The following is a 17,255-nucleotide window of genomic DNA, read 5'->3' as shown; positions in this document are numbered from 1 at the left end:
CTTGTCTTTGACGTGGCGCAAACAACGACCGGCAGCAGGCGACTAGCATGCGCCGCATCGTTCGATTCCGACGCTCCACAGGTAGCAAATGACACTTCCGCTCGCGATCACCGCCCCCCTTAGCTTCGTTCCCATCGTCGCCATCGAAAGCGTGGTGCAGCGCGTCTTTGCCCATGTGATCGCGAGCCATCCGGGCCTCTTCGACCGTCTCGCGGATCATGCAGCCAAGCGCTACGCCTTCCAGCCGTCTGACCTGCCGATCAGCTTCCTTGTCGAACCGGCCGTGCCGCGCATCTCCGTACATCGCAAGGAGCGTGCGCCGGTTTCCGATGCCTGCATGGAAGGTGAGCTCGTACTGCTCTTGGCGCTGCTCGAGGGCCGCATCGACGGCGACGCCGTGTTCTTTTCGCGCGATCTTGCCGTCAGCGGCGACATGGAGGCGATGCTGGCGCTGCGCAACGCACTCGACGATTGCGAGATCGACCTTCCAAGCGATCTCGCTGACATGGCCGGACCGCTGGCCCCGCTCGTGCGCCGCGCGGGAGAACAGATCCGCGAACGGGCGCTTGGCCGCGTTCTCAAGGAGGAGGCTCCCCAATGGAACTGATCTGCCCCGCCGGCACGCCAGCTGCGTTCCGCGAAGCCGTCGATGCCGGCGCCGACGCGGTCTATTGCGGCTTTCGCGACGAGACGAACGCCCGCAATTTTCCGGGCTTGAACTTCTCGCGCGACGAACTCCGAACGGCAATTGCCTATGCCAAGCAGCGCAGGGTGATGACCTTCGTTGCGATCAACACCTTCATGCGCGCCGGCCAGGAGACGCTCTGGCATCAGGCGGTGGATGACGCCGTGGCACTTGGTGCCGATGCCGTCATCCTCGCGGATTTCGGCCTGATGGCTTATACGGTCGAACGCCATCCGCAGCAGCGGCTGCACGTTTCCGTGCAAGCCTCGGCCTCGAATGCCGACGCCGTGCGCTTCCTCGTCGAGACCTTCGCGGCAAAACGCGTTGTGTTGCCGCGGACCCTGACGATCGCCGACATCGCTCGCCTTGCCAAACAGATCGATTGCGAGATCGAGGTCTTTGCCTTCGGCGGCCTCTGTGTCATGGCCGAGGGGCGCTGTTCGCTTTCTTCCTACGCCACCGGCAAGTCGCCCAACATGAACGGTGTCTGCTCGCCCGCAAGCCACGTGCGCTATCGCCAGGACGGACGCGAGTTGGTGTCCGAGCTCGGCGATTACACTATCAACCGCTTCCCGGCGGGCGAAGCCGCTGGCTATCCGACGCTCTGCAAGGGGCGCTTCGACATTGCGGAGGACCGCGGCTACGCCTTCGAGGACCCGGTTTCACTCGACGTCATGGACCATATCGATGCCCTGCGCAGCGCCGGCGTCAGCGCGCTGAAGATCGAGGGCCGGCAGCGCGGCAAAGCCTATGTCGCCGAGGTCGTGTCAGTGATGCGGCGGGCACTGACCGCCAGCGCCACCGAGCGGCCCGCATTGGTGTCGCGGCTGAAGGCGCTCAGCGAAGGCCAGAAGACGACAACAGGCGCCTACGAAAAGCGCTGGAGGTAATCGGCCCATGACCATATCAACAAGCCCATCCAAGCCCGTCCTGAGCCTCGGCCCGGTCTACTATCTCTGGGATGGCCCCAAATGGCGCGATTTTTATTTCCGCATTGCCGACGAAGCGCCGATCGCCCACGTCACGATCGGCGAGGCCGTCTGCTCGAAGCGGCTGCATTTCATCGAGCCCCATGTCGGCGAGGTCATCGAACGGCTGGAGAATGCCGGCAAGCAGGTGAGCCTCGCCTCGCTCGCGCTGGTGACGCTGGAACGTGAAAGCCAGTTGGTGCGCGGGCTGGTGCGTGACAGCGCCCATCCGATCGAGGTCAATGACCTATCCGCGCTGCACCTGCTTGCCGGCAAGCCGCATTCTATCGGGCCGCTGGTCAACGTCTATAACGGCGCGACTGCCCGGCTCTTGGCCTCGAGGGGCGCGATGAGCATCTGTCTGCCGCCAGAACTGCCGATGACGTCGGTGCGCGGCATTATCGAGGAAAGTCCGGGGGTCGCCTTCGAGGTCTTCGCGTTCGGCCGCGTACCGCTCGCGATTTCGGCGCGTTGCGCCCATGCCCGCTCCAAGGGGCTGATCAAGGACAATTGCCAGTTCATCTGCGGCGAAGACCCTGACGGCCTGACCGTCGAGACCCTCGACAGCCAGGCTTTTCTGGCGCTGAACGGCGTACAGACCATGTCGCACACCTGCCAGGCGCTGATCCAGGAACTGCCGGAGCTTGCCGCCGCCGGCGTTTCCCGCATTCGGCTGTCGCCGCAGGATTGCGACATGGCGGCCGTGGCCCGCATCTTCGACGATGTCATCGCCGGGCGATGCTCACCACGTGAAGCACAGGCGGATCTTGGCGGCGTTTACCCAAACAGGCCGTTTTCGAATGGTTTCCACCACGGTCAGACAGGAGCGGCATGGATATCCGCCGAAGCAAGTTAGCGAGGTGAGGAGGCGCATACATCGCCTCGCATTTGCGAATTGCGTCCTTCGCAGGATCCACCTGTCGGTTACAGCGCTTGCGCAGGCTGATGAACCGACGCATTGGCGACAGCGAGAAAGTTTGCGCATGCCGCGTTCCGATCATTGGTGCGCCAAAGCAAGCCAGTTTCAACTGTCGGGACGCGCCCGGAAAGCGGCAGATAGGTCACCCCGTCTCGCTGCAGCCTGGTCATGGACTGCGGAACCAGTGCGACACCCATCCCGGAGCCTACCAGTCCGATGATCGTCTGCATCTGTATAGCCTCCTGGAAGACGGAGAAGGCTGAGCGATGCTCGGCGAAGTAGCCCGAAACAAGGTCGTGAAAGATCGGCGCGGACCGCCGTGGAAAGAGGATCAGTGGCGCGGCGAAGAACGCGGCAGGTTGGAGTATCCCCTCGCAGAAGCCGTCGCGCCCTTCGTCTATCCAGGATGACGGGACCGCGGCAATCAGCGGTTCGCGAAGGATCGGGCGATAGCTCAGGGTTTGGCTCAGCGAACTGGATGGCGGAGCGATGACGATGCCGACATCGACTTCGCTCCTTAGCAGGGCATCGATCTGCACGTCGCTTGTCGCTTCGCGCAGAGAGAGCTCGACGTTTGGATAGGCAGCCCGAAAGCGACCGACGGCTGCTGGCAGCAGGCTATAGTCGACAGTACTGACGAAGGACAGGCGCAGGAGCCCCATTTCGCCGCGTGCAAGCTTTCTCGCGATATCAGGCAGCGCTGTCGCCTCTGCCAGAACGCGTCGGGCATGCACAAACCATTGCTCGCCGACGGGCGTGAGTTTCACCTCGCGTTTGGTGCGATCGAAAAGCCGCAATCCGAGTTCTCTTTCCAGCGCCTGGATCGCTTGACTGAGCGGCGGTTGCGTCATGTTGAGGCGTTCGGCGGCGCGGCCGAAATGAAGTTCCTCGGCAACCGCCACGAACTGGCGAATCTGTCTCAGGTCCATGTTGCTCATTAATATGTTCAGAGACCTAAATTGGCGTCAGAAATATATTTCACAACTCTTTTGCGCGCCAGTAGGTTGGTCTCGATTTCGGGAGGCCAATTCGGGAGGCCAAGATGCACAACCAACGATCCAGACAGATTACAGAAGGCGTCGCCCGTTCGCCGAACCGGGCAATGTATTATGCGCTCGGATACAAGAAGGCCGATTTCGCCAAGCCGATGATTGGTATTGCCAATGGCCACTCGACGATCACGCCCTGCAATGCCGGGCTGCAGCCACTCGCGGACGCGGCCGTAACCGCGATCAAGGCTGCTGGAGCTAACCCACAGATATTCGGGACGCCGACGATTTCGGACGGCATGTCCATGGGAACAGAGGGCATGAAATACTCCCTCGTCTCGCGTGAGGTAATTGCTGACTGCGTCGAGACGACGGTGCAGGGTCAATGGATGGACGGCGTTCTGGTGCTCGGCGGCTGCGACAAGAACATGCCGGGCGGCATGATCGGCATTCTCCGCGCCAATGTCCCGGCCATCTATGTCTATGGCGGCACGATAAAGCCCGGTCTCTGGAAGGGGCAGAGCCTCTCGGTCGTTTCGGCATTCGAGGCCGTCGGCGCCTACATGGCAGGCCAGATGAGCGCGGAGGATTTCGAAGGCATAGAGCGAAATGCCTGTCCGACGACCGGATCCTGCGGCGGCATGTACACGGCCAACACGATGAGTTCCTCGTTTGAAGCCCTGGGCATGTCCCTGCTCTACTCGTCGAACATGGCCAATCCCGACCGGGAGAAGATCGACAGCACCGTCGAATCGGCACGCGTCCTGGTGGATGCCGTGAAGAAGGGCATCAGGCCGCGCGACATCGTCACGCGGCAATCGATTGAAAACGCAGTCACACTCGTCATGGCGACGGGTGGCTCGACGAACGCCGTGCTGCACTACCTGGCGATCGCGCATGCGGCTGAGGTCGACTGGACGTTGGAGGATTTCGAGCGCGTGCGTCGCCAGGTTCCGGTGATCTGCGACCTGAAGCCGTCCGGCCGCTACATGGCCGTCGACCTTCACAAGGCCGGTGGCGTGCCGCAGGTACTGAAACTCTTGTTGAACGCGGGCCTGCTCTACGGTGATTGTCTTACGATAACCGGCAGGACAATCGGAGAGGAACTCTCGCACGTGCCGGATAGGCCCACCGCAGAGCAGGAGGTCATCCGGCCGCTCAGTGCACCGCTTTATCGCGAAGGACATCTCGCGATCCTCAATGGCAATCTCGCCGAAGGCGGGGCGGTTGCGAAGATCAGCGGGCTCAAGCGCCCCGTCATGACCGGTCCGGCGCGGGTCTTTGAGGACGAGCAGTCCGCCATGGATGCCATTCTCTCCGACACAATAAGGCCAGGTGATATCCTCGTCCTTCGTTATCTCGGCCCGAAGGGCGGACCGGGCATGCCGGAAATGCTCGCTCCCACATCGGCGATCATCGGGCGCGGTCTCGGCGAGAGCGTCGGCCTTGTCACCGACGGGCGGTTTTCCGGTGGCACATGGGGCATGGTCGTCGGCCATGTCTCCCCGGAAGCGTTCGAAGGCGGAACGATCGCCCTCGTCGAGGATGGTGACCAGATCACAATCGACGCTGGCAAGCGGCTCCTGCAGCTTAACCTGCCGGTAGACGAGATCGCCCGACGGCGGGCGTTGTGGCGCCAGCCTGCGCCGCGTTATCGGCGCGGCGTGCTGGCAAAGTATGCGGCCCTGGTGCGCCCGGCCAGCGAAGGTGCGGTCACCGGCTGACGTCGCGGAGCATTTTCGACAGCCGTCGGAAAACCGGGTTATCGACGCCGACCCAGAGGCGGTTGGACGCCGCAGCCTCAATCTGCAACGCCGCCGACCGGTACTCGGTTGGAGAACAGGTTCAAGGCGGCGTACTGCAGAAGCATGATCGTCTTGCCATCGCGGATGGCGCCAGAGCGGATCATGGCAAGCGCCTCGTCTATGCCAAGTTCGAGAACTGCGATATCCTCGCCTTCGTCTTCGTTACCGCCGCCTTGGGATGTGCGGTCGCCGGGCTGGTACTCGCCAACGAAGAAATGCAGGCGCTCGGTCACCGAGCCTGGGCTCATGAAGGCGTCGAACACCTGTCGCACGTCGCGCACGCGAAAGCCCGTCTCCTCCTCCGTTTCCGCGCGGATGCGCGCTTCCGGTTCGGCGTTGTCGAGCAGTCCCGCTGGCGCCTCGACGAGCAGGTCATCATGGCCGTTGACGAAGGCTGGGTAGCGAAACTGTCGGGTCAGGATCACGGTGCGGCGGACCAGATCGTAGAGCAGGATCGTCGCGCCGTTGCCGCGATCGTAGGTTTCCCGTGACTGCCGCTGCCAGCTCCCGTCGCCGCGCAGAAAGGAAAAGGTGGTTTTCTTCAGGACGTACCAATCATCCGAGAGAATAGTGACGTCTTCCACTTGAATTCGGTGCGCAATGCTCATGCTGCCCTCCATTGATAATGGTTGTGATGCGGTCCAGTAATTTCGTGCACGTTCGTGCAATGTCAAGATTTTTCGTGTACGGACGTCGCCATGCGGCAGGTATATCGGGCGGCGTTTGTTGCGGAAACGGCGAGTGCCGCGGGCGCAATCCCGCGGCACTCGCGTCAGTCGATGGCCTAACGGCATCCGCCTATCGCAACGGGAAGGCGACCGGCCGGATCGGAGCTGCGTCGGCGCCACGGAACTTCAACGACGCACCAACGAAGGCGAACTCGTAGACCCTGTCCTTGGACAGTTGTTCGAGATTGATGAGCTCGATGATCGGAGCGCCTTGCTGCGCGAGCAGGTAGGTGTGAACGGGAATGTAGTTGTTTTCCGTTTCGGCCGGGAAGGCTTCGAAGCTCAGGTTATCTGCGCCCACCACCATGGCGCCGCCGTCCTCGACGAGGAACTTTGCCGCGTCGATGCTGAGGCCGGGAGGGTTGCTCATATAGGCGGACTTGTCTTCGTAGTTCTGCATGCGACCCGTGCGGATCAAGGCGACATCGCCCTCCGCCAGCGTCACGCCCTGGCTTTTCAGCGCGTCTTCGAGATCCTTGCGCGTGATCCGGTAGTTGTCGGGCAGCATCTGCATGCCTTTGGCTGCCGCGACGTCGATCATCACGCCGCGCGCGACGATCGGCGGCAGTTTTTCGGCGCCGGTGACCGTCCAGCCCTGATCTCCAAGGTGGTCGGCGGCCGCATAGCCATTCCAGATCTTGCCGTTCAGGCCGAAGTGATTGAGCGCGTCAATGTGCGTGCCCATATGCGCATACATCGAAACCGCCGAGCCGGTGTAGCTGACATGGGCGTTCATCTCCTTGCCGACTTTCATCGGATCGGAGACCAGAGTGCCATTCGGCGTGTGCGTCATCCACATCTGGTAGGGCGGGTCCCCGGCTGCCTCCCAGCTGGGCATGCCGATGAAATACTCGACCGCGAGGTCGTAGGACTTGCTCCCCTCGATCCGCGACAAAATGGCGGCGCGGGATTCCGGCGTGATGAGGTTGAGGCGCCCGATCTCGTCCTTCGGCCCCCACGGGCTCTTGCCGACCTCCTGCGCGAAGGCCGTGCCGCCAAAGAGGCTGGCGACAAGAGAAGCGATCAAGACACGCTCCAGGACTGCGGTGTTGAACATGATGAACTCCTTCTTCTGGTCTTCCCGCGATATCAGGAAGCTGGGCTCACCTTATTGCTGGCAATGTAGCGAATAATCAGCGATGAATTGAAAATATAATTTACTCTGGAGAAAATATGGATCTGCTGGCCGCCATGCGTTCGTTCCGCCGCGTCATCGAACTTCAGAGCTTCAACAAGGCGGCGGAGGAGCTCGGACAGTCGAACGCGTCGATCAGCAAGCAGGTCCGGCAACTGGAAGAACGGCTCGGGGCCGTGCTCATCGTGCGCACGACCCGGCGCATGAGCCTGTCGGAAAACGGACGCGCCTATTTTTCCGAATGCTGCCGGCTTCTCGACGAGCTCGATCATCTGGAGCGCACCACCTCCGGCGAGGCAGGCGAGATCAACGGCCGGCTCCGGCTCAATGCGCCTCTCTCCTTCGGATTGACCGTGCTTGCGCCGATGCTCGCGCGCTTCATGACACTTCATCCGCAATTGAAGGTCGACATGACGCTCGACGACCACGTGCTCGACGTCGTTTCGGAAGGCTTTGACGTTTCCATCCGGGTGCGTGCGGCTCTGACGGATTCATCGCTGATCGCCCGGCGGCTCGGCGACATTGGCCAAGTCATCTGCGCCGCCCCGGCCTATCTCGCAGACAATGGCACGCCCGCGACCGTTGCCGATCTCAAGAGCCACCATTGCCTCACCTATCGCCTGGCCGACCAGCCCGGCAGCTGGAGGCTGGAAGGGCCTGACGGCGCCGTCATGATCGACCTGCCGGCGCGTTTCGTCGCCGACAACAGCCTGATGCTCAGCGAAATGATACAGGCGGGCATCGGCATTGGCGTGTTGCCCTCCTTCATCGCCACGCCGTTGCTTGCCGAGGGCAAGCTCTGCCAGGTGCTGCCTGGTCACAAGCTCGCCGAACGCGGCATCTACGCGGTCTATCCTACCAATCGGCTGTTGCTGCCGAAGGTGAAGGCCTTCACCGAGTTTCTGGCAAGCGAGATGCGACAGGCCGGGCTTTAAGGGCTCGGCGTGACAATACCTCAGAACCGAGTCGTGAGGTTCACGCGGAATATGCGTCCCGGTAGCCGCATTCAGATAGCTGTCATGTTCGGCCACCTGAAGATGGCGCGGGCGCCGTCGATCCCGAACGCCTCGTAATCATGTTACCTGGGTGACAGCTCAGATTATGGAACGGCCAAACTTTCCAAATTCGTTTGACAGCAATCGGCGGCGCGAATATTTTGGAAAGCATAAAGTTTCCTTATTTGGCCAACCGTTCATTTCGACGCGCGCCGCACCGGTGAAAGGAACCGGAAATGAGCCAGCAGTCATTCAGCATCGAAAATGCCCAACCTATGAAAACGATGGAGGCCGTGCCCGGCGTGGAGGCACAGCGGACGCTGCCTGTCATCCCGACTGTGATCGCCACGAACGCTATCGGAACCCGCAGGCGCCGGCTTCGCAATGTGCTTTTCGCATCCGTTGCCATCGCCGCCGTCGCCGGCGCGACCGATTTCGGTTGGGCCTACTGGACGACGGGTCGCTTCGAGGTGTCGACCGACGACGCCTATGTGAAGGCCGATAGCACGACCATTGCCCCAAAGGTCTCGGGCCATATCGCTGAGGTGCTGGTCACCGACAACCAGCAGGTCAAGGCCGGACAGGTTCTCGCCCGCATCGACGATCGGGACTTCACAGTCAGCCTCGAACAGACCAGGGCCGGCGTCGAAGCCGCCGAGGCCAATATCGCAAACAAGCAATCGGCTCTCATCGCACAGCAATCCGTGATTGATTCGGCCAAGGCGACGGTCGAGGCCGACAAGGCGGATCAGACATTCGCCGAGCAGGACGACAGGCGCTATTCGGAACTCGCAAGGCAAGGCTTCGGTACCCTGCAGAACGCGCAACAGGCCGCCTCACGCATCGCCGCCGCAAGGGCCGCAGTGACGCGCGACACGGCGGCGCTCGCAAGCGCGGTCAAGCAGCTCGATGTAATCAAGGCCGAGGTCGCGCAGGCAAAGGCCGCGCTCGACAGCGCGAAAGCGGCCGAGCATCAGGCCGAGCTCAATCTCTCCTACACCGCGCTCGCAGCACCGATCGACGGCGTGATCGGCAACCGCACCTTGCGCGTCGGTCAATATGTGCAGGCCGGGACACAGCTGATGGCAGTCGTGCCCACGCACGCGGCCTACATCGTTGCCAACTACAAGGAAACACAGCTTGCCGATGTCGTTCCCGGCCAGACCGTGGCGATAGAGGTGGACACCTTCCCGGGCCAGGTCTTCGAGGGCCACGTCGACAGCATCTCGCCGGCAAGCGGCCAGGAATTTGCGCTGCTGCCGCCCGACAATGCGACGGGAAACTTCACCAAGGTGGTGCAGCGCATCCCCGTCAAGATCGTGATCAATCGCGACAGTCCGCTCGACGTGGTGCTGCGGCCCGGCATGTCCGTCTACCCGACGATCGACACCCGAACCGCAGGAACGGCGGTGGCCGCCGTGTCGGCAAGCATAAACTGAAGGACGCTCAGGCGCCGTTCCCAGCTTTAAGGGCTGGCAGGAGGATGCAATGTCCACCACCACGATGCCCATGGTTTCGCCCGGCGTGCGTGAGCCCGCAGCAACGTCGCCCGACAAGGCAAGTACGACGGCCTGGATTTCCGTTCTTGCCGGCCTGATCGGCGCCTTCATGGCGATCCTCAACATCCAGATTACCAACGCCTCGCTGCTCGATATCGAAGGCGGCATCGGTACCGGCGTCGACAACGGCGCCTGGATATCGACCTCGTATCTCATCGGCGAAATCGTCGTGATCCCGCTCACCGACTATTTGAGCCGCGTCTTCTCGTTCCGGCGCTATATGCTGACGAACGCCATCCTGTTTCCGCTGTTTTCGGCGGCCTGTGCGTTTGCCCATGATCTAGGCTCGATGATTGCGCTGCGCGGTCTGCAGGGTTTTGCCGGCGGCGTGCTCATTCCGATGGCCTTCACCATGGTGTTGACCCGCCTGCCCAAAGCGCAGCAGCCGCTCGGCCTGGCGCTGTTTGCGCTCTCGGTCACCTTCGCCCCGGCGATTGGCCCGACGATCGGCGGCTATCTCACCGAGAATTATGGCTGGCAGTCGATCTTCTTCGTCAACGCCCCGCCGAGCCTGGTGATGGTAATTGCGCTCTACTTCACCCTTGAGAAGAAGCCGCTGCAATTGTCCCTGCTCAAGGAGGGCGATTGGGCCGGCATTATTACCATGGCCATCGGCCTTTCGGCGCTACAGACGGTTTTGGAGGAAGGCAACAAGGACGACTGGTTCCAATCGCCGTTCATCGTCAAGCTCGCTTTGACGGCGGCCGTGTTCCTGATCGCCTTCATCATCATAGAGCTCAAGGTCGAAAAGCCGCTGGTGCAATTACGCCTGCTCAAGCAGCGCAATTTCGGGGTCGGCGTTCTCGTCAACGTGCTTGTCGGCGTCGCCCTGTTCGGCACGGTCTACATCCTGCCGCAGTATCTCGGCCAGGTGCAGCGCTACAATGCCGAGCAGATTGGCCTCGTGCTTGCCTGGACCGGGCTGCCGCAGCTTCTCATCATCCCGCTCGTGCCGGCGCTGATGAAGCGGTTCGACGTGCGCTACATCGGTTTCGTCGGCATAAGCATCTTCGCGGCCAGCTGTTTCATGAACACGACGCTGTCGCTCGACAGTGCCGGCGACCAGTTCTTCATCCCGAATATCGTACGCGCCATCGGTCAGGCGCTGGTGCTGACGCCGATCACGGTGATCACCACCGCCCGTATCGCCCCGAACGACGCGGCAGCCGCCTCGGGCCTGTCGAACATGCTGCGCAATCTCGGCGGCGCCGTCGGCACGGCCACCCTTGCGACGGTGCTGACCAAGCGTGAGCAGTTTCACTCAAACATCATCGGCCAGTCGGTGACTGTCTATCGCGACGAAGTCCGCGACCGGATCGGCGATCTGACGCGGCATTTCATGGCCCATGGCGTCACCGATGCCGCCGTCGCACAGCACAAGGCGATCGCCGTGATCGGTGCTACGGTTCGCCGGCAGGCGCTGATCCTCGGTTTCAGTGATACCTTCGCGGTGATCGGGATCGTGCTGGCGCTTGCAGCCATCGCGCTGCTCTTCACCCGCAAGATCCAACTCGGCGGCGCCGGCGCGGGTGGCGCACACTAATTCGAAGATACGATGGAAGGAGGAAGGCCCATGCATGGTTCCAGACCGGATCGTCTCTATCTGGAGGATCTTCACGTCGGACAACGCTTTACCAGCGCGACGCATACGGTCGACGAGGCGCAGATCAAGACTTTTGCCGCGCAGTTCGACCCGCAGCCGTTTCATCTGGACGAGGCGGCCGCCAGTGACACGCTCTTCAAGGGCCTGGCCGCAAGCGGGTGGCACACGGCGGCGATCACGATGCGGCTGAACGTGGAGACCGGCCTGCCTTTCGCCGGTGGCCTCATCGGCGCGGGCGGAGACATCACTTGGCCGGCCCCGACGCGGCCCGGCGATACCCTGCGTGTCGAAAGCGAGGTGGTCGAGATCATTCCCTCGCGCTCGAAACCGGACCGCGGCATCGCCGTCGTCGTCAGCCAGACGATCAACCAGCGCAACGAGGTCGTGCAGATCCTCAAGGCGAAGCTCGTGATCGCGCGCAAGCCGGGCTGAAACGGCCGGCCGTGCTTGGCGATCCTTCGGGGTAGCGCCGCGCGACGCGCTCTGGATTTTCTGTCGTCGGGACCGTATTTTCCCCGGCAGGCGCCCCGCGCAGCCGGACAGCAGCAATGGAAGGCTGTGCAAGAAAGCCTGCAAATGACAAGAATGATCAATGTTACCGAACAACCGTCCGTTTCTTGAGCGGCCCTTTTTTCTTGCTGCCCTTTGGTGTCTCCTCCTGCTTGTCGGGGCCGTGGCTCTCGGCGCTCGTGAGCGACAGTCCCTCGTTGCCGAACTGGAGCAGGAAAGTACCGTGCTCCATGGGCTGGCCTCCCAGCGCGCCGATCAGCACGATGCCCATTTGACGGCGCTTTCGGCCGTGGCGGTTGCGTCCGAAGGGCGCCGGCACGATCTCTTCCTGGATGTCGCGCGCACGATTACCCGCTTCTATCCGCGCATTGATGAAGTCCAGCTTGTCTCGCTTGATCCGGAGACAGAGACGATCGGGACCGGTCCGCTGGATGCGGCGACGGCCAAGCGCATTCGTGCGGCGGCCAAAGCTTCCGACGGCCGGATTGCGCTTCTGCCGCATCCGCAGCGCCCCGATCATTACATGATGGTCAAGCGCAGCCCCAACACGAACGAGGCGCGCTACGGGTTGATGCTCGCCATCGATGCCGGCAAGCTGATCGGCGATGGCGGGCCTTTCTGGTCCCGATCGAGCACGGCCGTCCGGCTTTCGCTGCCGGACGGGCACAATCTGCTTCAGCCGGCCACGCTGCCCAATGCCATCCGCTTCTCCAGGCCGCTCAGCAGCGCGTCACAACCGCTCTTGCTCGAAACCGGTATGGATATCGGTCTCTCCGATATGTTTCCGCCCCTACAGACTGGCCTGACGTTCGTCGCCCTGACGCTCGCCTATCTCGCAGGCTTGGCGGCCTTGCGCCAACGGGCGCGAACCCGCGCGGCGGAACAGCAGGCACGGCTGAGCGCGCTCGATTCGCGGCTTAGCCATGCCTCACGGGTCAATGCGCTTGGAGAGATGGCAAGCGGCATGGCTCACGAGTTGAACCAACCCTTGACCGCAATCCTCGCGCAGGCTCAAGCCGGGCGTCGCCTCCTCAACCAGGGGAACCACGCTGCCCTCGCCTCCGTGCTCGACGATACCATCAGCCAGGCGCGCCGGGCTTCCGGTATTCTGGAGCGGTTCCGCAACTGGTCGCAGCCGAATGCGGTACCTGTGAGTGCATTCGACCTGCGCCGAGCGCTCGGCAATGTCGAGGCGCTGCTGGAGCAGGACGCCCGGTCCCGCAGCATCCTGCTGGAGTTCCACCTGCCGGAAACGCCGGTGATCGTGACAGGCGACCCGGTCGAAATCGAGCAGGTAGCCTTCAATCTGGTGCGTAATGCGATGGAAGCACTTGACGGTCACGCAGGCGAAGCGCCCGGCGTGGTCGTGACCTTGAGGCAAGAAGACTCCATGGTGGTTTTCGATGTCGTCGACAATGGCCCAGGTATTCCCGAAGCCTTGCGCCCGCGCCTTTTCACCCCGTTCATGACGACGCGGGCGGGCGGCACGGGACTTGGCCTCGCCCTCAGCCAACGCCTGGTGGAACGCGTCGGCGGCGAGATTACATTGGTGGCCGGCGACGAGGGCGCCACCTTCCGGGTGACACTGCCCAAGGCGCGAGCCCGTCTGGAAGAGACACAATGACCGTTCCCGTCTATCTCGTCGACGACGACGATGCGGTCCGCCGCGCGCTCGGCCTGCTGCTCTCGACGGTCGGCGTCAAGGTCATCCCCTTCGCCGATCCGCAGGCTTTTCTCGGGCAATTGTCGCGCCTTGAGCCGGGTTGCCTGATCCTCGACATCCGCATGCCGGCGATCTCCGGGCTGAAGCTGCAGGAAAAGCTCCGCGAAAATGGCGTGGACTGGCCGACGATCGTCATTTCCGGCCATGGCGATATCGAAGCTTGCCGGCGCGCCTTCCGCAACGGCGCCATCGACTTTCTCTCCAAGCCCATAGACGAAGAGGACCTGATCGACGCGATCCACAAGGGGCAGGAAATACTGGCGCGTACGATGCAGGCACGGGCGGAAAAGGCGGAAACTCTTGCTCTGTTGGCAGCGCTCACGCAGCGTGAGCGCGAGGTTCTCGATCGCATCGCTGCAGGTTTCACCACCCGCCAGATCGCCGAGGGGCTCGGGCTCTCGCCGCGAACGGTGGAAAGCCATCGCGCGGCGATCGGCGCCAAGCTCGGCAGCACCTCGCAGGCGGAGATGACCCGCATCTGGCTCGAAGGGACGCAAACTCCGTAGAACTACGGATGGTGATGGAAGAGCTACGAATATCGATGGGCGGCGTTCCGCAATAACCTTTCCATATCAACAGGAAAGGAACCCATTGATGATCCGCAATATCGTGCTTGCAGCAGCTCTTCTCGCTCCCGTTGCCGCCACCGCCCAGGAGCTTCCGACCGCCGCCTACCTGCCGCTCGACATGGCCGTCAAGGCGGCCGACGCAGCGCTGAAGGCATGCGCCGCCGAAGGCCACAATGTCAGCGTCGCGGTCGTTGCACGGGACGGTTCGACCAAGGTGCTGCTGAAGGCCGACAATTCCGGTCCGCACACCGGAAACAGCGCCCAGGGCAAGGCCTTCACCTCGGCGGCCATGGGGCGCGACACGGCTGGCCTCGGCGAATTCATCGCTTCCAAGCCCGCCAATGAAGGTCTCCGCGACATGGACGCACGCATGGTCATCCAGGCCGGCGGCGTGCCGATCAAGTTCGGCAAGGCGCTCGTCGGCGGCATCGGTGTCGGCGGTGCGCCGTCGGGCGACGTTGACGCAAACTGCGCGACCGCAGGCCTTGCTGCAATCGGCGCGAAGTAATTCGCTCCAAGGGAGGCTCTCGCCCTTGAAAAGGCGGCGGGCCTCTCCATTTAAAGGCCACTACCCGTTTCGAGAGCTCTCAGCCGTCGGCGCCTTTGGCGTGCGATAGCGGCACTCCGGGTTAAAAACAGGGCGCTCCCCGGCACGGGTCGAGCGCCCTGTTTGCTTTAGCAGGTCATCGATCAGCCGAACGATCTCACCAGGTCTTGCTGAGCTTCAACGTGACCGTGCGCGCATCGCCATATCCGCAAACAAGCAGGCCATTGCAGCCGCTGACATAGTGCTTGTCGAACAGGTTGGTGACATTGAGGGCAGCGCCCCAGCCGTCCTTCTCGTAGCGCAGGGCTGCGTCGAAGACGGTCGACGCCGGCACCTTCGCGGTATTTTCCTTGTCCGCCCAGCTCTCGCCGCGATAGCGCACGCCGGCGCCGAGGCTGAGGCCTTCCAGCGCGCCCTGCTGCACCGTGTAGTCGAGCCACAGCGAAGCCTGCGTATCGGGGACGAGATAGGGCGACTTGCCGATCAGCGCACGGTTTGCGTCCTCGGTCACCTCGATATCCATGAAATCGAGGCCCGCAATCAGCTTCCAGCTTTCGTCGAGATTGACCTTGCCCTCGAACTCGATGCCGCGGGAACGCACTTCGCCGGTCTGGGTCGAGATGCTGGTCAGCGGATCGGTGACGAGAGCGTTGCGCTTGGTCAGCTGGTAGATGGACGCCGTCAGCACGCCATCAAAAAAGGTCGGTTGGTACTTGATCCCGGCCTCGAACTGCTCGCCCTCTTCCGGCTTGGTATTGCCGGTCGCCGTTACCGCCACGACCGGATTGAAGAAGGTCGCGGCGCTGACGTAAGGGGTGAGGCCGTTGTCGAATTCATAGGCAAGGCCGGCGCGACCGCTAAGCGCGCCTTCGCTGTAGTCGAAACTCGAATTCTGGGTCGGCGCCCAGAAGGTCGGCCCGTTGTCGGTCTTGGTGTCGACATGGTCGTAGCGACCGTTGAGCGTGACGAGCCAGCCGTCACCAAAGCGGATCTGGTCCTGCGCGTAGACGCCGATCTGCTGCTGTGTAATCACCTGGTTGATGTAGATGGCGTTCGCGGGTTGCGGCGCGCCATAGACCGGATCAGTAGCGCTGATCGGCGTTCCCGCCGACGACGCCTGGACGTGGTCCAGCCGGAAGAACTTGTAGTCGAGACCGACGAGCAGCGTATGCTCCAGCGCTCCCGTCTCGAACTCGCCTTCAAGCCGGTTGTCGACGGCGAACGTATCGACCTTCGACGTCGCCTCGAAGCCGAGGCGATAAAGCAGGTTGTCCGGGGTCGCCGGCGTGTTCGAAACCGGAAAAGGAAGGCTCGGATCGTAGTAGCCGTAGGTGTAAGGCCCGTTCTCGTGCTTGTAGAGATGACCGTAGCGAAGGTTCTGACTGAACTGCCAGCCGCTGTCGAACTCGTGCTTGAATTCGTAGCCGAGCATCTGCTGCACATAAGTTCCGGTATCGATGTCCGGCTCGCCAAAGAAGGCCTTGCGGTCGATCTTGCCGAAGGGCGCATCGACGACCGAGCCGATATAGGGCAGGAAGCCGCCACCGGTATGAACCTGGTCGAGGCCCTGCAGCAGGCCGTAGACGGTCAAGCTGGTCGCGTCGTCGGGCTGATAGGTGATCTGCGGCAGGATGAAGCCGCGCAGATCCTCCGAATGGTCCACATAGTTGTCGCCACCTGAGACCTTGCCGGTGACGCGATAGTTGATTGCGTCGTCCAGCTGCCGGTTCACGTCAATCCCGAGGAAGGCATTGCCGTTGTTGTTGATGCCCGTCTCGACATAGGCGGAGTTTTCCCCCGTCGGCCGCTTGCTGATGAGGCTGACGATCCCGCCCGGATTGGCGCCGCCATAAAGCACCGAAGCCGGACCTTTCAGCACCTCGACACGTTCCAGCATGAAGGGATCGATCTGGAACCCGCCAAAGCCGTAGGAAAAGAGGTTGAGGCCGTCGAGGAACACGCCGGTCTGCGTCGCGTCGAAGCCGCGGATGTAGAACCAGTCGGTATCCGGATCGACGCCGAAGGGCTCGGCCATCACGCCCGGCGTGTAGCGCAGCGCTTCGTCGACCTTGTTGACGACGCCGCGGTCGTCAAGCTCCTCGCGTCCGACGACGGAAACGCTCTGCGGGATCTCAGCGATCGGAGTTGCGGATTTCGAGCCGGTCGTCGTTGCCTTGGCGACATAGCCGTCGACCGGACCTGTGGCATCGTTCTCCGTCCTCGCGCCGGTCGCCTCGATCGTTTCCAGCCTTGTCGCCGGCGCATCCTGCGCCATCGCCGCGCCGGTGGCCAGAACCGCAATGGCGGCGACCCCGCTTGCCAACCACTCCGTCAGCCGTACTGCCTTGCCTCTTACCATCATCTGTCTGCCATCTCACCCGAACCACCGCAGTGCCTTACAGGCGGCGCGGCTTACACCCTCTAATAAGGTGAGTGTTTATATCAACTATTGCGGTGGCTCTTGTCGCGATCAGCGGAAATTGAACGTTTCTGGGCTATTTGATGCGAACAACCGCCCTT

General features: G+C 62.4%; 16 protein-coding genes. 11 read left to right on the top strand and 5 right to left on the bottom strand.

The window, feature by feature from the left end; translation table 11 throughout:
- Positions 1-88: 88 nt before the first annotated feature.
- The 3 genes from ubiT to ubiV are packed head-to-tail and all read left to right on the top strand — an operon-like array spanning position 89 to position 2,509.
- On the top strand, positions 89-607 hold the full coding sequence (gene ubiT / locus ASE71_RS26150; RefSeq protein ID WP_060521130.1) for a ubiquinone anaerobic biosynthesis accessory factor UbiT: 519 nt from the start codon (positions 89-91) through the stop codon (positions 605-607).
- A complete protein-coding gene (gene ubiU / locus ASE71_RS26145) occupies positions 598-1,575 on the top strand; it encodes a ubiquinone anaerobic biosynthesis protein UbiU (RefSeq protein WP_034790618.1) in 978 nt (325 codons plus the stop codon). The genes ubiT and ubiU overlap by 10 nt, the downstream gene beginning before the upstream one ends.
- A gap of 7 nt (positions 1,576-1,582) precedes the next feature.
- A complete protein-coding gene (ubiV, locus tag ASE71_RS26140; protein ID WP_034790621.1) occupies positions 1,583-2,509 on the top strand; it encodes a ubiquinone anaerobic biosynthesis protein UbiV in 927 nt (308 codons plus the stop codon).
- Positions 2,510-2,577: 68 nt separating this feature from the next.
- On the opposite strand, the gene ASE71_RS26135 is transcribed toward ubiV, so the two are convergent.
- Entirely contained in the window at positions 2,578-3,501 is a 924-nt protein-coding gene (locus ASE71_RS26135) for a LysR family transcriptional regulator (RefSeq protein WP_060521129.1), read from the bottom strand.
- A 113-nt stretch (positions 3,502-3,614) separates the two neighbouring features.
- Here ASE71_RS26135 and ilvD point away from each other — a divergent pair, with 113 nt between their 5' ends.
- Entirely contained in the window at positions 3,615-5,285 is a 1,671-nt protein-coding gene (gene ilvD, locus ASE71_RS26130; protein ID WP_060521128.1) for a dihydroxy-acid dehydratase, read from the top strand.
- Between the two features lie 77 nt (positions 5,286-5,362).
- Here ilvD and ASE71_RS26125 read toward each other — a convergent pair whose 3' ends face one another.
- Together ASE71_RS26125 and ASE71_RS26120 are read right to left on the bottom strand one after the other, a co-directional pair.
- The gene (locus ASE71_RS26125) at positions 5,363-5,974 is read right to left on the bottom strand and encodes an NUDIX domain-containing protein (protein ID WP_060521127.1); all 612 of its coding nucleotides are present in this window, start codon (positions 5,972-5,974) and stop codon (positions 5,363-5,365) included.
- A gap of 190 nt (positions 5,975-6,164) precedes the next feature.
- The gene (locus ASE71_RS26120; RefSeq protein ID WP_060521126.1) at positions 6,165-7,151 is read right to left on the bottom strand and encodes a cyclase family protein; all 987 of its coding nucleotides are present in this window, start codon (positions 7,149-7,151) and stop codon (positions 6,165-6,167) included.
- A 116-nt stretch (positions 7,152-7,267) separates the two neighbouring features.
- Between ASE71_RS26120 and ASE71_RS26115 the strand changes: the two genes are divergently transcribed.
- The 4 genes from ASE71_RS26115 (at position 7,268) to ASE71_RS26100 (ending at position 11,818) form a co-directional block, all read left to right on the top strand.
- The gene (locus ASE71_RS26115) at positions 7,268-8,164 is read left to right on the top strand and encodes a LysR family transcriptional regulator (RefSeq protein WP_060521125.1); all 897 of its coding nucleotides are present in this window, start codon (positions 7,268-7,270) and stop codon (positions 8,162-8,164) included.
- Positions 8,165-8,460: 296 nt separating this feature from the next.
- A complete protein-coding gene (locus ASE71_RS26110; RefSeq protein ID WP_060521124.1) occupies positions 8,461-9,663 on the top strand; it encodes an HlyD family secretion protein in 1,203 nt (400 codons plus the stop codon).
- Positions 9,664-9,733: 70 nt separating this feature from the next.
- Complete coding sequence (locus tag ASE71_RS26105) at positions 9,734-11,326, top strand: DHA2 family efflux MFS transporter permease subunit (RefSeq protein WP_113544628.1); 1,593 nt, start codon at positions 9,734-9,736, stop codon at positions 11,324-11,326.
- Positions 11,327-11,356: 30 nt separating this feature from the next.
- Positions 11,357-11,818, top strand: coding sequence for a MaoC family dehydratase (locus ASE71_RS26100; protein ID WP_060521122.1), 462 nt, complete (start codon positions 11,357-11,359; stop codon positions 11,816-11,818).
- A 163-nt stretch (positions 11,819-11,981) separates the two neighbouring features.
- On the opposite strand, the gene ASE71_RS37140 is transcribed toward ASE71_RS26100, so the two are convergent.
- Positions 11,982-12,167, bottom strand: a complete 186-nt coding sequence (locus tag ASE71_RS37140; protein WP_234852771.1) for a hypothetical protein — start codon at positions 12,165-12,167, stop codon at positions 11,982-11,984.
- Here ASE71_RS37140 and ASE71_RS26095 point away from each other — a divergent pair, their 5' ends adjacent.
- The 3 genes from ASE71_RS26095 to ASE71_RS26085 all read left to right on the top strand — a co-directional run bounded on the left by ASE71_RS26095 (position 12,168) and on the right by ASE71_RS26085 (position 14,696).
- The gene (locus tag ASE71_RS26095) at positions 12,168-13,520 is read left to right on the top strand and encodes a sensor histidine kinase (protein ID WP_244496941.1); all 1,353 of its coding nucleotides are present in this window, start codon (positions 12,168-12,170) and stop codon (positions 13,518-13,520) included.
- Positions 13,517-14,125 (top strand): response regulator transcription factor, encoded by a 609-nt coding sequence (locus ASE71_RS26090; protein WP_060521120.1) that lies wholly within the window; start codon positions 13,517-13,519, stop codon positions 14,123-14,125. Before ASE71_RS26095 ends, ASE71_RS26090 begins: the two co-directional genes overlap by 4 nt.
- Before the next feature lie 88 nt (positions 14,126-14,213).
- Complete coding sequence (locus ASE71_RS26085) at positions 14,214-14,696, top strand: GlcG/HbpS family heme-binding protein (protein ID WP_060521119.1); 483 nt, start codon at positions 14,214-14,216, stop codon at positions 14,694-14,696.
- 196 nt (positions 14,697-14,892) lie between these two features.
- Here ASE71_RS26085 and ASE71_RS26080 read toward each other — a convergent pair whose 3' ends face one another.
- On the bottom strand, positions 14,893-17,097 hold the full coding sequence (locus ASE71_RS26080; protein ID WP_060521118.1) for a TonB-dependent siderophore receptor: 2,205 nt from the start codon (positions 17,095-17,097) through the stop codon (positions 14,893-14,895).
- Positions 17,098-17,255: the final 158 nt, after the last annotated feature.

The sequence above is a fragment of the Ensifer sp. Root954 genome (assembly GCF_001429005.1).
GTDB lineage: Bacteria > Pseudomonadota > Alphaproteobacteria > Rhizobiales > Rhizobiaceae > Ensifer > Ensifer adhaerens.
Note: the sequence above shows the minus strand (reverse complement) of the source record. Positions and strands in the feature narration are given on the sequence as shown.